Annotated in this window: 16 protein-coding genes and 3 pseudogenes; 9 read left to right on the forward strand and 10 right to left on the reverse strand. The window is 57.5% G+C overall.

The features are described 5' to 3' along the window. Positions 1 to 274 precede the first annotated feature (274 nt). The 3 genes from SJQ66_RS04760 (at position 275) to SJQ66_RS04770 (ending at position 1,839) form a co-directional block, all read left to right on the forward strand. Positions 275 to 1,006 (forward strand): IS6 family transposase, encoded by a 732-nt coding sequence (locus SJQ66_RS04760; protein WP_320533890.1) that lies wholly within the window; start codon positions 275 to 277, stop codon positions 1,004 to 1,006. A 156-nt stretch (positions 1,007 to 1,162) separates the two neighbouring features. Continuing rightward, positions 1,163 to 1,417 carry a type II toxin-antitoxin system Phd/YefM family antitoxin gene (locus SJQ66_RS04765; RefSeq protein ID WP_024906277.1) on the forward strand — a complete coding sequence of 85 codons (255 nt, stop codon included), beginning with the start codon at positions 1,163 to 1,165 and terminating at the stop codon, positions 1,415 to 1,417. Continuing rightward, a complete protein-coding gene (locus SJQ66_RS04770) occupies positions 1,417 to 1,839 on the forward strand; it encodes a type II toxin-antitoxin system VapC family toxin (protein ID WP_320533901.1) in 423 nt (140 codons plus the stop codon). The genes SJQ66_RS04765 and SJQ66_RS04770 overlap by 1 nt, the downstream gene beginning before the upstream one ends. A gap of 228 nt (positions 1,840 to 2,067) precedes the next feature. Here the strand turns inward: SJQ66_RS04770 and SJQ66_RS04775 are convergent, their stop codons facing one another. Continuing rightward, entirely contained in the window at positions 2,068 to 2,799 is a 732-nt protein-coding gene (locus tag SJQ66_RS04775) for an IS6 family transposase (RefSeq protein WP_320533890.1), read from the reverse strand. A 668-nt stretch (positions 2,800 to 3,467) separates the two neighbouring features. On the opposite strand from SJQ66_RS04775, the gene SJQ66_RS04780 reads away from it, so the two are divergent. The 4 genes and pseudogenes from SJQ66_RS04780 to tnpC all read left to right on the forward strand — a co-directional run. Beyond that, positions 3,468 to 3,680, forward strand: a complete 213-nt coding sequence (locus tag SJQ66_RS04780; RefSeq protein ID WP_320533902.1) for a transposase — start codon at positions 3,468 to 3,470, stop codon at positions 3,678 to 3,680. A gap of 41 nt (positions 3,681 to 3,721) precedes the next feature. Continuing rightward, on the forward strand, positions 3,722 to 4,105 hold the full coding sequence (locus SJQ66_RS04785) for a transposase (protein ID WP_320533903.1): 384 nt from the start codon (positions 3,722 to 3,724) through the stop codon (positions 4,103 to 4,105). Then, entirely contained in the window at positions 4,102 to 4,437 is a 336-nt protein-coding gene (gene tnpB / locus SJQ66_RS04790) for an IS66 family insertion sequence element accessory protein TnpB (RefSeq protein WP_176026082.1), read from the forward strand. The genes SJQ66_RS04785 and tnpB overlap by 4 nt, the downstream gene beginning before the upstream one ends. 59 nt (positions 4,438 to 4,496) lie before the next feature. Next, positions 4,497 to 5,816, forward strand: a pseudogene (tnpC, locus tag SJQ66_RS04795) (IS66 family transposase); the annotation flags it as partial. Here tnpC and SJQ66_RS04800 read toward each other — a convergent pair. After that, positions 5,814 to 7,892, reverse strand: coding sequence for a recombinase family protein (locus SJQ66_RS04800; RefSeq protein WP_320533729.1), 2,079 nt, complete (start codon positions 7,890 to 7,892; stop codon positions 5,814 to 5,816). The pseudogene tnpC and the gene SJQ66_RS04800 sit on opposite strands and share 3 nt — an antisense overlap. Further along, positions 7,882 to 8,082 carry a hypothetical protein gene (locus tag SJQ66_RS04805; protein ID WP_320533730.1) on the reverse strand — a complete coding sequence of 67 codons (201 nt, stop codon included), beginning with the start codon at positions 8,080 to 8,082 and terminating at the stop codon, positions 7,882 to 7,884. Before SJQ66_RS04805 ends, SJQ66_RS04800 begins: the two co-directional genes overlap by 11 nt. 306 nt (positions 8,083 to 8,388) lie before the next feature. On the opposite strand from SJQ66_RS04805, the pseudogene SJQ66_RS04810 reads away from it, so the two are divergent. Both SJQ66_RS04810 and SJQ66_RS04815 read left to right on the forward strand, forming a co-directional pair. Then, a pseudogene (locus tag SJQ66_RS04810) lies at positions 8,389 to 8,604 on the forward strand (transposase domain-containing protein); the annotation flags it as partial. Positions 8,605 to 8,680: 76 nt separating this feature from the next. Beyond that, positions 8,681 to 8,977 carry an H-NS histone family protein gene (locus tag SJQ66_RS04815; protein ID WP_176026115.1) on the forward strand — a complete coding sequence of 99 codons (297 nt, stop codon included), beginning with the start codon at positions 8,681 to 8,683 and terminating at the stop codon, positions 8,975 to 8,977. A 225-nt stretch (positions 8,978 to 9,202) separates the two neighbouring features. On the opposite strand, the gene SJQ66_RS04820 is transcribed toward SJQ66_RS04815, so the two are convergent. The 7 genes and pseudogenes from SJQ66_RS04820 to SJQ66_RS04850 form a co-directional block, all read right to left on the reverse strand. Continuing rightward, positions 9,203 to 9,928 (reverse strand): immunity 52 family protein, encoded by a 726-nt coding sequence (locus tag SJQ66_RS04820; protein ID WP_253466599.1) that lies wholly within the window; start codon positions 9,926 to 9,928, stop codon positions 9,203 to 9,205. Between the two features lie 7 nt (positions 9,929 to 9,935). Further along, positions 9,936 to 10,538 (reverse strand): restriction endonuclease fold toxin 5 domain-containing protein, encoded by a 603-nt coding sequence (locus tag SJQ66_RS04825; protein ID WP_320533887.1) that lies wholly within the window; start codon positions 10,536 to 10,538, stop codon positions 9,936 to 9,938. Further along, on the reverse strand, positions 10,426 to 10,893 hold the full coding sequence (locus SJQ66_RS04830) for a hypothetical protein (RefSeq protein WP_320533888.1): 468 nt from the start codon (positions 10,891 to 10,893) through the stop codon (positions 10,426 to 10,428). The genes SJQ66_RS04825 and SJQ66_RS04830 overlap by 113 nt, the downstream gene beginning before the upstream one ends. After that, a complete protein-coding gene (locus SJQ66_RS04835) occupies positions 10,886 to 11,389 on the reverse strand; it encodes a DUF4123 domain-containing protein (protein ID WP_320533889.1) in 504 nt (167 codons plus the stop codon). The genes SJQ66_RS04830 and SJQ66_RS04835 overlap by 8 nt, the downstream gene beginning before the upstream one ends. Before the next feature lie 3 nt (positions 11,390 to 11,392). Further along, positions 11,393 to 11,818, reverse strand: a complete 426-nt coding sequence (locus tag SJQ66_RS04840) for a PAAR domain-containing protein (protein ID WP_320533904.1) — start codon at positions 11,816 to 11,818, stop codon at positions 11,393 to 11,395. 107 nt (positions 11,819 to 11,925) lie between these two features. After that, a pseudogene (locus SJQ66_RS04845) lies at positions 11,926 to 12,564 on the reverse strand (DUF2130 domain-containing protein); the annotation flags it as partial. Positions 12,565 to 12,763: 199 nt separating this feature from the next. Further along, entirely contained in the window at positions 12,764 to 12,961 is a 198-nt protein-coding gene (locus SJQ66_RS04850) for an SEC-C metal-binding domain-containing protein (protein WP_320533905.1), read from the reverse strand. Positions 12,962 to 12,972: the final 11 nt, after the last annotated feature.

Raw genomic sequence — 12,972 nt, forward strand, 5'->3', positions numbered from 1 at the left:
ACAGTATCATTCACGTTTGGAATTTTGGCAAACGCCACGCGGGAAGCTTCGTCAATGTGATGAAACTGGATGGCGCGATGCCGTAATTTTTACGGATGCGGTACCGTGTCATTCGCCGGAATGGATTGCTCGCGATGCGGTAGTTGCGCAAATGCGCGTCCCAAAAACGCAATACACTAAAAGCAATATCAAACAACTGATGAGCGGCGAGAGCGGGCGGACCCATAAAAAGGGCACTGTCAGGTTGATGGGAAGGCGGCGGTAGAATGAAGTGATGAAGAAAACGAAATCGCTTTATCACGGTCACCGCTTCCCTGCTATCGTCATCAGCTGCGCGGTTCGGTGGTATTTCAGGTTCAGCCTGAGCCTGCGCGACGTCGAGGAGTTGTTGCTCGAGCGTGGTGTCGTAGTCACGTACGAAACGATCCGTTGCTGGTGCGACAAATTTGGCGCCAAATTCGCCCGGAGCGCCAAAGCAGCGAGGCCAAGGCCGGGCAGCATATGGCATCTGGACGAGATGTTCGTGACGCTGCGCGGCGAGCCGTATCTGTTGTGGCGAGCAGTCGACGAGCACGGCACCGAGCTTGATGTGCTGTTGCAAAAGCGGCGCGATAAGGCTGCGGCAAAGCGCTTCTTCCGAAGGGTGCTGCGCTCAAACCCGGTGCCGAGCAAGATCGTGACCGACCAGTTGCGCAGCTATCCGGCGGCGAAGGCTGACATTCCCGAACTCGCTCATGTGAAGCACGTGTTCGTCAAGGCGGCTGCACGTGTGAACAACCGCGCCGAGAACAGCCACCAGCCGACCCGCAGGCGCGAACGCCAGATGTGTGGCTTTCGCGATGCACGTCGCGCGCAAGCATTTCTCTCATGTTTTGGCCCGATCCGGCAGCACTTCGCGCTGCCCAGACATCAAATGAACGCGGCATGTCATCGTGCCGTACTCCAGGAACGTTTCGCCACATGGCATGGTTGGACTGTGACTGCCGCATCTCATAAAGCTATCTAATAAGGATAACTACGTTTGTGATAAGCAGCTGGCCTCTAGCCGTCAACTTGACAAAGCCGGGAACGGCATGCGACAACTAGCTAGACAAACACCGCTACTTGCATGTTATGAACCAATGTAGTAACATTGCTACATTGGTTTTGTAGGAGGTATGATATGAGCATTTCGACCTTTACCAGTCGGGAATTCAACCAATCGGCCAGTGAAGCTAAAAAGGCGTCTCTAAATGGCCCCGTTTTTATCACTGATCGCGGCAAACCCTCGCATGTCCTTTTAAGCATCGACGAATACCGCAAGCTTTCAGGTGGAGCGATCACGTTGGCCGATGCACTAGCTCAACGGAGCGAGTCAAATGTCGAGTTCGAAGTGCCGCGCGTGGGCAAGCTTTTTCGTGAAGTGGACCTTTCCTGATGTTTTTGCTCGACACGAACGTTATCTCTGAACTGCGCGTACCGAAGCGCGCCAATGCCAATGTGCTCGCCTGGGCGGCGTCTCAACCCGTCGCGGCACAATTCATTTCGACTGTCACGGTATTCGAACTCGAACTTGGTGTTTTGCAAAAAGAGCGAAAGGATGCGGCCCAAGGGGCTGTTCTACGTACCTGGCTTGACGATCAGGTTTTGCCGCAGTTCGCGGGCCGCGTGCTTGCTTTTGACCAAACGGTAGCGCTGCAGAGTGCAAAGCTGCATGTACCGGACCCTCGCTCAGACCATGACGCGGTGATCGCAGCAACCGCGCTCGTGCATGGCATGACGGTCGTTACACGTAACACAGACGATTTCATTTTGACAGGCGTCCCTCTTTTGAATCCTTGGGAGTTTGGGGCAGTCTAACAATCGACACCGCGTATAGCCGGTGAAATAACGCAATATGCAATACATGGGTGAGTGCGCAGTAAATACTTGCCGCTCGCTCATTGTCTCGGCTTGCTTTCGGCAACGGCTGCTTAGGGCCTCATTTTGTTTATCGACGGCGTGGAAGCCGAAAGACCGTTATGGCCGAGGGCTTTGTCAAGTTGACGGCTAGAGGCCAGCTGCTTATCACAAACGTAGTTATCCTTATTAGATAGCTTTATGAGATGCGGCAGTCACAGTCCAACCATGCCATGTGGCGAAACGTTCCTGGAGTACGGCACGATGACATGCCGCGTTCATTTGATGTCTGGGCAGCGCGAAGTGCTGCCGGATCGGGCCAAAACATGAGAGAAATGCTTGCGCGCGACGTGCATCGCGAAAGCCACACATCTGGCGTTCGCGCCTGCGGGTCGGCTGGTGGCTGTTCTCGGCGCGGTTGTTCACACGTGCAGCCGCCTTGACGAACACGTGCTTCACATGAGCGAGTTCGGGAATGTCAGCCTTCGCCGCCGGATAGCTGCGCAACTGGTCGGTCACGATCTTGCTCGGCACCGGGTTTGAGCGCAGCACCCTTCGGAAGAAGCGCTTTGCCGCAGCCTTATCGCGCCGCTTTTGCAACAGCACATCAAGCTCGGTGCCGTGCTCGTCGACTGCTCGCCACAACAGATACGGCTCGCCGCGCAGCGTCACGAACATCTCGTCCAGATGCCATATGCTGCCCGGCCTTGGCCTCGCTGCTTTGGCGCTCCGGGCGAATTTGGCGCCAAATTTGTCGCACCAGCAACGGATCGTTTCGTACGTGACTACGACACCACGCTCGAGCAACAACTCCTCGACGTCGCGCAGGCTCAGGCTGAACCTGAAATACCACCGAACCGCGCAGCTGATGACGATAGCAGGGAAGCGGTGACCGTGATAAAGCGATTTCGTTTTCTTCATCACTTCATTCTACCGCCGCCTTCCCATCAACCTGACAGTGCCGGCATGTCATCGTGCCGTACTCCAGGAACGTTTCGCCACATGGCATGGTTGGACTGTGACTGCCGCATCTCATAAAGCTATCTAATAAGGATAACTACGTTTGTGATAAGCAGCTGGCCTCTAGCCGTCAACTTGACAAAGCCATAAAAAGCGCGGATCTTTACGTGAAGAGATGCCCGTTGTCACCCGCTGGATCGACGAGATGCGCGCGGCATTTGGTGCGGATACGATCGATCAGGCGATCCGATCTGGGGTAGGGGGAGAACCCACGTTCTACGCGAGAGAAAACGGGCGAGAGTTGGGCGTGAAATGTCCTCCCTCCCGCTTTGACGGTTTGCCGGGTATTTCGTCCCTTCACCGCGGTTGGTGCCGCGGTTGTCATGGCGAGTGTGTTGGTACTGCTCGCGAATGTGAGCGCTCACCGGCGTCTGCGGATTTTTGAGGCAATAAGGGCACTTGGGTTCTAAACCCCGTAGTATTTTTCTCGCTCCTTCGAATCTAGCGAGTCTGTAAGCTCGTGGTGCAATAGCGAAATGGCACGTCCGAGGTAAGCGGCCGGTCATCCCATCTAGCGTCCGACATTAGCGTGTAAGAGCATACGTGTCCACGATCATGGAAGCGGGCACGTGCACCCTAATAAAGAGCCGTCCCGTAAAGGACGAACCCATCGTACCTATTCCCCTGAATTTCGCGCCGACTTGGTCGCTCAAAGTCAGCAACTCGGCATGTCGTGCTCCGCACTCGCGATCTCGCATGGCATGAATCCCAATGTACTGCGTCGTTGGATCAAGGAAGCTGATCGTAAGCGGCCGGTCATCCCATCTAGCGTCCGACATTAGCGTGTAAGAGCATACGTTTCCACGATCATGGAAGCGGGCACGTGTACCCTATAGAAGAGCAGTCCCATAAAGGCAGAACCCGTCGTACCTATTCGCGTGAATTTCGCTCCGATCTGGTCGCACAAAGTCAGCAACTCGGCATGTCGTGCTCCGCACTCGCGATCTCGCATGGCATGAATCCCAATGTGCTGCGTCGTTGGATCAAAGAATCTGGGCAGACACCCGCACCGAAGAAGGCAACGCAGCATATTGATACGGTGCCGGCCTTCATCCCGTTGCCAATGGCAGTAACGTCACCTGCGCCCGAGAGCCCCTCGGTGCCGGTGCGCATCGAAGTTCAGCGCAACGGCATCACGATTGCCATTGATTGGCCTGCTGAGCGCCTGAACGACAGTGCCGCCTGGGTGCGGGAGATTTTACGGTGATCCGTATCGACGCCATCTGGCTCGCCATCGAGCCCATGGACATGCGTGCCGGCACCGAGACCGCACTGGCACGTGTGGTCAAGGTCTTCGGCGCCGCACACCCGCACCATGCCTATGTGTTTGCCAATGGCCGAGCCAATCGGATCAAGGTGCTTGTGCATGATGGATTTGGCGTGTGGCTGGCAGCCAGGCGTTTGAACACGGGCCGCTTCGTCTGGCCGCAACGTGGCGTCGGGCAACCATTGCCACTGTCCTCGGAACAACTCGCAGCACTGGTGCTCGGCCTACCTTGGCAACGCCTGGGAGAAGACGCGGTCGTGCGTGTCACCTGAAGGACAATCGGCACGTGCGCCAATAGGCGAGGTCCTCTTGCCCTGGCACAATAGCGCCTATGATCGATCCGACACAACTCCAGTCCATGAGCGCAGAAGAACTGCGTGCACTGGCCGTGCAGTTGATATCGGATGTGCGTCACAAAGAGGCCGTCAACGCGAAGCTCACTCACGAGATCGCGGTACTGCGGCGTTTGCAGTTCGCTGCCAAGAGCGAGAAGTTGCCGCCCGAGCAGCGTAGCTTGCTCGATGAGGCGATCGATGCCGACCTGATCGCCGTCGAACACGAACTCGCGCACATGTCCGGGCAGCCGCCGCGCGAGACCGAGGCGAACAAGCCGCGTCGCGCGGCGCTCCCAGCAGCATTGCCGCGCGTCGTTTTACACCACGAACCCGAGTCAACGCTGTGCCAGTGCGGCTGCCAACTCAAACGCATTGGCGAGGATGTCAGCGAGAAGCTGGACTATACGCCGGGCGTGTTCACGGTCGAGCGACACATCCGGGGCAAGTGGGCGTGTGCGAAGTGCGAGACGCTGATCCAAGCCCCCGTCGACGCGCACGTCATCGATAAAGGCATTCCTACGGCTGGGCTGTTGGCCCACGTATTGGTCGCGAAATACAGCGATCATCTCCCGCTTTACCGCCAAGAGCGCATCTTCGAGCGCGCGGGCTTCGCCATCCCTCGCTCCACCATGGGCGCGTGGATTGGCGCATGCGGGGTGCAGTTGCAGCCGTTAGTTGACGCCCTGCGTGCGCAAATTGTTCAGCACCGCGTGCTGCAAGCGGACGAAACACCGGTCTCGATGCTGGTGCCAGGCAAACAGAAGACGCACCGATCCTATCTCTGGACTTACTGTCCTGGCGCGTTCGAGTCAATGAAGGGCGTGGTCTACGACTTCGCTGAGAGCCGTGCGGGAGAACATGCTCGTGCCTTCCTCGGCAACTGGCAGGGCAAGCTCGTTTGCGACGACTTCAGCGGATACAAAGCCTCATTCGCCCAGGGCGTGACGGAAATCGGCTGCATGGCGCATGCACGGCGCAAGTTCTACGAGTTGCACGCGAGCAATAAAAGCCAGATTGCCGAAAAGGCACTGCAACACATTGGGCAGCTCTACGACATCGAGCGCGAAGTACAAAATCTAGAACCCGATGAGCGTCACGAACGACGACAGAAACGAAGTCGGCCCATTGCCGATGCGCTTCATACTTGGATGCTGCTGCACCGTCAGCAAGTGAGCGAAGGCTCGGCGATTGCCAAGGCGCTCGACTACAGCCTACGTCGCTGGGAAGCGCTCACGCGATTCTTGGACGATAGCCAATTGCCCATTGATAACAACTGGGCAGAAAATCAAATTCGCCCGATCGCAACGGGGCGTTCATTGTGCACCTCCTTCTGAAACCTGGATAAACATTGGGATCTGGCCTTCGACATCGTTGCGACACGGGCGATACTTGCGCGCCAGTGCTGCGGTAACCGCTTCGCTGTGCAGATCGATCGTCCGAATCTGCCATGGGGCATCAGGCACGACCTGCTCGGCAGGCAGAATCCGATCGTTGATCAAACGCCGGATCATGTAGTGAGTGACACCAAGCTCCTTCGCTGCCTCAGACATCGTCAGCCAGTCGCCATCCTTATCTGCCGACTTGTAGGCGTGGATATCGCGGACATGCCGTACAGAGCTGACACGATGTGCGGTCCAGGTCTTGCCCTGTCCTGTGCGTATTCCCATGCGGTTCAGTGATGCAGCAATGTCCTCGTCGGACCATCGGGTTACCATGCTGCGAATAACCGCGAGCGCTTCGTCTGACGTACTGCAGCCATGCTCGCCAGTTCGCGGCCTGCGAATCCGTAGCCGGGAATGTTGACCGCCTTGCCAGTGGATCGTCAGAATGATTTCGCGTGTAGCCTCGTCGACGTCGGCAACGATATCGACGATGAGCGCGCGAACAAGCTGTTGACGTGTGCGCATGGCGACGCTCGGTGCATTCCACGCAGCATGAAGATCTTCGGCGAGCTTCGTAAAGTCAGGCAGGGGAGCCTGCGCCTTTGGTGCAGTCACCGTCTCCACGCGCGTCTGGCAGGCCTGTACACGACGTAATGCCGCTTCCCAGTTCTTCTCCAGCTGCGCGGCAATCAGGCGGTTCTCGGGATCACAGGCGGCGTAGCGCCGCTCAGCCAGCGTGGCCTCGTACTGGGCCTGCTGCAGTTCGAGTTCCACGATCTGTTGCTGCTCGTTCAGGGTATCCATGTGCATTTGCTCAGCCTGTTGTGCCGCTTCGATCGCCAATGGCTCCACGACGCGCAGAAGCTCCTTGCTGACAGTCGCATCGATACGGGAACCACCGAACCTCATACATCGCGCTGACGTGTCGAAGCGGTCACACCGGTACACGGCCTGCGGGATACGTCCAGCGTAGGCCACCGACAGGCGACGTCCACAGCGTGCGCAGGCAAGCAGGCCAGCGAGCAGCGCGCGGCCACCACGACCGGATTTTACGTCGCCCGCCTTGCCGTAAGCATTTGTCGCGAGCTTCTTCTGGTTGCGTTCAAACTCCGCCCAGTCGATGTAGCCTTCGTGGTGTTCCCGGAGCATGACGTCCCAGTTCTCAAACGGCTTGCGGTGCTTGTAGCTCTTGCGTGCCCGGCCTTCGACGATCGTCATCTGCTTGCCGCTCTTGCCATACGCGTAGACACCAGCATAGAACGGATTCTTGAGCACCGAAATCACGTTACGGTAGCGTATTGGAGTCCAGTCGACCCGCGTCAGCGTCCGGCCGTCAGAGGGGCGCGGGAAGTGGACCTGTTCAGCGTTCATCGACAGCAGAACCTGCCGCGCGCTGCCCAGTTGCCGGAAACGAGTAAAAATCAGGCGTATGACTTCCTGCAACCGTGCGTCTGGATCGAAACCCAGACCAACATCACGATGCCAGATATAGCCGACCGGCACGCTGATACGTAATTCACCACGGTGTGCCTTCTCTCGTTTGGCGTCGTGCATGCGCGTTCGAAGCACGTTGAGTTCGAATTCGCTGATGCTGCCCTTCATGCCAAGTAATAGCCGGTCATTTGCCCGGCAAGGATCGTACACACCGTCAAGGTCGATTACCCGCGCTTGAACGAGACCACAGAGCTCGAGCAGATGATGCCAGTCGCGTCCATTGCGGGCAAGGCGTGAGGCGTCCAGGCAAAGCACTGCGCCGACATCGCCTGCACACAATAACGCGACCAGACGATCAAAGCCCGGTCTCGCAACTGTGCCGCTCGCCGAGCGTCCCTGGTCGTCGTCGATGACTTCGACGTCGCGAAATCCATGTCGCTTTGCTTCCTGCACGAGGTCATACTGCCGGCGCCGGCTCTCGAGGTTCAGTTGGACCTGCGTTCGGCTGGACTGTCGGACATAAACTACCGCCTTGCGTTTAAGAAGATCTGCGGGCAAACGATCATCATTCGTCATCGTTACGCCCCTTCGCAGTCGGGATGCCCGCCGCCTGCATCAACAGGCATGCGAGATGCCTGAGCGTGTTTGCCCGTTGCACCGCGTTCATCCCCTGAAGCTCGACCGCGTCGAACATCAGGTTCATCTGGGGCGGCATCGACCGCGATAACTGTTGACCTGCTGGAACGACGTTTGGCAGATTGCCCATTGCGTTTCTCCCGGACGTTGGTGGAACCGTCCGGAGAGTTTCCCCGCAAATGCAGATCGACCAGCAATTGATGCAGATTATGCAGTGTCGCTACGGTAACTCTCGGTTCGCCGAGAACCATCGCTGAACAAATCGCGGCATCGAGCATCCATCCCGCGATCATCCTGATTACACCGGGGTCCGCCTCCACATGGACGACCTGACCTCCGCCGCGACGCTCGATGTCTTTAACCTTGACGCGACGCCCATACAGCGGATGCCAACGATAATGAATCTCGACTTCCTGCCCGATATGGGCAGAATGAACGGGAAATTGCGCTGGGTCGGAAGAATTGGCTGTTCGCAGGTTCATTGCGGGCGGGCAAACGCGCGGCGGCGATCATGAGCCTCGTTCAGTCGGCCAAGCTCAATGGCCATGATCCGTATGCCTATCTCAAAGACGTACTGAATCGATTGCCGACCCATCCGGCACGGCAGATCGATGGCCTGTTGCCACACAACTGGCAGCCGACGCCAGCCTGACCACGCATCCACATCCCTCAAGATGGGATCACCAGCCGCTTACGAACAAGGAATCTCTCCTAATCCCGAAAACGCCATGGATCTCGAAGCATTACTCTCACGGCGCGAGGCACTGAACAAGGAAATCGCGCAGCAGATCGCGGCACAGCGTAATGACGCCCTCGCGGAGGTACGTAAAACGATAGCACTGTTCGGCTTCACTATCGCTGAACTAGACGTCCCGAAACCGCAAAAGTCCAAACTCAAAAATGTGAAGATCCAGCCGATCTACCGAGATCCAGAGACTGGCTGGACGTGGTCCGGTCGCGGCAAGCCGCCGAAGTGGATTGCCGGAAGGGATTACGATCAATTCTTGATCCAACGCACATCGTAACGGGCGAGCCTGAGCGCTTTCGCTTAGCCTGACGAAGCATCAGATTGCCCTAAGGTCCTCCGTGTCTTGCATCGATAGGCATTACCGCCTCCATGGCTTTTCAGCGCGCGTCGTCTTCATCTGACCAGGCTCGGTTTGGCCTATGAATTCCTGGAAGAGTCAGACAAGGCCGGGCTCAGCCCGGGTGGCATTGACGTCCGCGAATCAAACGAGTTTGTCGCTCATTCAGATATCCGAGTAGCAAGGCAGCAGGTCCTGATCGACCAGGCGGATCTCGATACGGTTGGCAATCTCGACGTGCTCAGGGTTGTCCGCAGAAAACACAGCGTCGGTCACGCTCACGATGATAGTGCCGGTTTGTTTGCTGCCGGCTTCGGGAACAGGAATCAGTGCGCGCGCTTCCGGCACCTGCTGCGTGGTGATAATCCTGGGCACATAGAGCATCCACCCGACGCCAGGTTTGTCGTCGAACACCTGCTTCTCGAAATAGCCTTTCGGCGAGACCTCCACAACCGCCGACTGGAACGTGGCAACAATCGCCTGAACGATGCGAGCCATATCATCGAACGATTGATAGCAGCCCTTCATGTCGATATCGAGGCTTACACGATCGGGCAGGACCTTTGCGTCTGACACTTGACACGAAATGGACGCTCCCTCGTTATCTCCGGTCGCAACGTTCCAGATCGCTGCATGGGAAACTGCTCGCCTTTTGCCGCTCGCTCGTGTCGTCAGGACTGCAAGCGCGGGAGTCGATGGTGAGCCGCTTTCGTCAAAGGCGGGATAGAGGCTTGCCTCTTCAAGCGAGTCTCCTGTGAGCCGCCAGTTGGGATGTGCCATCAACGGTTCGCTAGCCGACAAGGCGGCAACGAGCCGCGATTCCCGGGCAAGCATTTCCTGAAAATCGCGGGACGACAGCGAGGCGTCCCTGAACATCGCGTTTATTTCCATGTTCGAATCACGGTTGGTAGACAGCCTGGATGCCAAGGCGGGTAGCCAGCGGCATCATCTTTTTGTAGGCGAGCGGCGTCTGGAAGTACCACGTCAGGCGTGCCGGAGGATTCAGACGCACAACGCTACCCTGATCGACCATCTGATCTTCCATAGACCTGAAACCATCGAACCATTTGTCGGCCTTTGGAATCGACCCGTCAAGAAACTGATCGTAATTGCCTTTGGCTTCCTGAAGAAGGCAGTCGTCAGGCTGAAAGCCATCGAAGTCAATGTCGAGCCATTCCCATTCGTCGCTCCAGCGGCATTCCTCAGCATCGAATGCGAAACCAGTTATTCGGGCTTGGTAACGGTAGGAGTTCCAGTTCACGCCATGCTTACGCCTGATCTTGATGCCGGCCTCAGGCGGGCACTTCTTGCAACTCTCGCCGGTGCGCGGCAGCGTGCGCGCAACGGGTGCAGCCTTGCTGTCCTCCTTTGCCGTGTCGCCCGACAGGCTAGCTGTTCCCGCCGTTGCCGCTCCGCCCAATAAGGCTGCGCCAGCGCGCGCCAAGACTGGCCCAAGCTCGGCTACTGCGGCCTCCAATCCGGTCAACAATATTCCCGCCATTTATCGCTCCCCCTACAAACTCAGGATGTTGGATCTTCCAGCGCATGACGCGCAGATAGTCATGGAACCTTTCGTCTGCCGAGCGGCCAGGGCGTGTCAGCCGGGTGCGTGTGGCCGGCTTGTCGTAAAAACCCGGCGCGTAAGCTTCCAAACGCAGGAACGCGACGAGGTTGTCATCATCCCGAATACCAAACGCCCGTGCGGCCTTGAACGCGCGCCAGAGCCTCGGCGACAACGCTGAATCCTCGGCGAGCCGTGGGTCTGCCTTCACGAGATCTTCTCGCACCCGTTCCACAAAACCCTTGGCGTCGACCTCGGCGAGGGCGACTACCTGTTCGGCAGTCAACTCAAGCATGTGGATGCACCCTGAACAAATCGCCGTTGATCTGGACCAGCCAGTCGAACGTCGGCACAAAAAATTCTGCCCGCTGGGAAAACGACAGCAACCCGGCGATTTGGCGAATGACCCGTGCATCGTAAAAACGCAGCAGCGCCGTACGCCCATCCGGCATCCGGACATCCAGCCCCTCGCGCAGCTCGTGGGCGAGACCCCGAAATGGGTACGCGCTAATGAGCCACGACACTCCCTCTGCGCCGGCGGCTAGCGCGAGCAGCGTGCGCTTGATATCAACCGACGCGTCAGCGACATCGATCAGCCACGGGCCAGCATCGGCCAGCGAGGCGTCGGCGGTTCCATCAAACAAGGCGACAATGCCCGTTGATCGCTCGAGCGCGGTTGCACCAGGCGCTCGCGCATAGAGCAATGCATCGACGAGGGCGTAGAGCCGAACAGGCAGTGAAATTTCAAGCTGGCGTTGCGCAAAATACAGGTCGATCTTCGACGGCTCCACCGGCTACTCCCGCATCACAGTCGTTGCGCCGCTCTCGGCTGCCGCTTTGAGGCATTCCAGGCAAAGCGTTGGGCTGGGTGAAAGCGCTTGGCCCGTCGATGCGGCTGACGCCACTGCGGCGGCACCGGTGTATGAGTCAGCCTCGCCATCATCCGTGATTGTCGACGATGACTGCGATGCGATCAGAACAGCGCCACATGCCGTGCGCATGCCTTCAACGGCCGTATCTCGGCCGTTTATGCGATGTGGGTAACGTCTGCCCAGCAGGTCCGGCAAAATCGCAAAGACGCCTTTGCAGCGCGGGCAGGAAACCTGATGTCCGACGCCCGCGATGCATCTGCCGTCAATCTTGCTTGCGGGACTTCCTTCGATTACCGTGCCGCCATGCGACGTGGTATCGCCTTCGCAAATGATGGCGCGTTTTACCAATTGGCCCTCTCTAGGATGTTCTTTAGTATGAATTTACCACGCGCGACGATACATCCCTGCGCGCGCCTGTACCGCAGCAGGTGAGTCTACATTTGCTTTACGGATTTTCACAGCAACTCGCCTCCTTGATTGTCCGCCTCAGGTCGATTACTCGAACCGTTCGGCTTCGCGGGATTTTGATCCTTGAGATCGGCAAACTTGGCCGCCATCGTCGGATTGCCCCGCGTCAATCTCTTGATCGTCACGTCCTGCGCCTTGTCGTTAGCCAGGCGCAGGTTCCGGTCGGTACCGAGTAGGGCTTCCTTCGTTTTCTGCAGATGGTCAATTGACTTGTCGATCTCGTCGATCGCCGTCTGGAACCGCCGGGACGCAAGCTCATAATTTTTCCCGAAAGCAGTTTTAAACGACTCGAGTTCCGTCTCGAAGTTCGTGATGTCGATGTTCTGTGCCTTCACAAGGGCCAGTTCCGACTTGTACTTGAGCGAGTTCATCGCCGCGTTCCTCAAGAGCGTGATGATGGGTATAAAGAACTGCGGCCGGACTACATACATCTTCGGATAGCGGTGAAACATGTCGACAATCCCGGTGTTGTAGAGCTCGCTGTCTGGTTCGAGCAGAGAGACCAGCACGGCGTACTCGCAGCCTTTCTCGGTGCGGTCCTTGTCCAGCTCTTTCAGGAAATCTTCGTTCCTGTTCTTCGTCGCGGTTCGGTCGCTCTCGTTCTTCATCTCGAACATAATTGTCAAACGAACTAAAGTTGGTACGAAATTGTACTAAAGTCGAGACTTTTTCGATTCGGCAACGCAATCGGAGGGAGTGAGCCTTATGTCACAACGGTTTTCGGTCAATTGACGTAAAGATGAAACTCTTCGGAACAATCGATGATCGCACGGAGCTCGTATGACTTCACTCCACGAGCCACTGGGATTCACTGGGTTCAGTTGGTCACGAGCCACAGCACTTCTTGTACTTCCTCCCCGATCCACATGGGCATGGATCGTTTCTGCCCATCTTCGGTTCGTTCTTCACGGGCACAAGGATGTGCTCGCCCGCCGTCTTCATGAACGTGTCGCGATGCGCGAAACACTCGAAACATCGCGGATGCTGCTGACAGAATGCGGCCCAGAGTTGGGCGAGATGCATAGCGGACGAAG

The sequence above is a fragment of the Robbsia andropogonis genome (assembly GCF_034047095.1).
GTDB lineage: Bacteria > Pseudomonadota > Gammaproteobacteria > Burkholderiales > Burkholderiaceae > Robbsia > Robbsia andropogonis.

Excerpts from the sequence above, each read along its gene's own strand:
- SJQ66_RS04825 (WP_320533887.1), bottom strand. The coding sequence starts at position 10,538 with ATGGCGGGAATATTGTTGACCGGATTGGAGGCCGCAGTAGCCGAGCTT.
- SJQ66_RS04820 (WP_253466599.1), bottom strand. The coding sequence starts at position 9,928 with ATGGAAATAAACGCGATGTTCAGGGACGCCTCGCTGTCGTCCCGCGAT.
- SJQ66_RS04770 (WP_320533901.1), top strand. The coding sequence starts at position 1,417 with ATGTTTTTGCTCGACACGAACGTTATCTCTGAACTGCGCGTACCGAAG.
- SJQ66_RS04765 (WP_024906277.1), top strand. The coding sequence starts at position 1,163 with ATGAGCATTTCGACCTTTACCAGTCGGGAATTCAACCAATCGGCCAGT.
- SJQ66_RS04805 (WP_320533730.1), bottom strand. The coding sequence starts at position 8,082 with ATGGGCAATCTGCCAAACGTCGTTCCAGCAGGTCAACAGTTATCGCGG.
- SJQ66_RS04775 (WP_320533890.1), bottom strand. The coding sequence starts at position 2,799 with ATGAAGAAAACGAAATCGCTTTATCACGGTCACCGCTTCCCTGCTATC.
- SJQ66_RS04830 (WP_320533888.1), bottom strand. The coding sequence starts at position 10,893 with ATGCTTGAGTTGACTGCCGAACAGGTAGTCGCCCTCGCCGAGGTCGAC.
- SJQ66_RS04800 (WP_320533729.1), bottom strand. The coding sequence starts at position 7,892 with ATGACGAATGATGATCGTTTGCCCGCAGATCTTCTTAAACGCAAGGCG.
- SJQ66_RS04815 (WP_176026115.1), top strand. The coding sequence starts at position 8,681 with ATGGATCTCGAAGCATTACTCTCACGGCGCGAGGCACTGAACAAGGAA.
- SJQ66_RS04850 (WP_320533905.1), bottom strand. The coding sequence starts at position 12,961 with ATGCATCTCGCCCAACTCTGGGCCGCATTCTGTCAGCAGCATCCGCGA.
- SJQ66_RS04760 (WP_320533890.1), top strand. The coding sequence starts at position 275 with ATGAAGAAAACGAAATCGCTTTATCACGGTCACCGCTTCCCTGCTATC.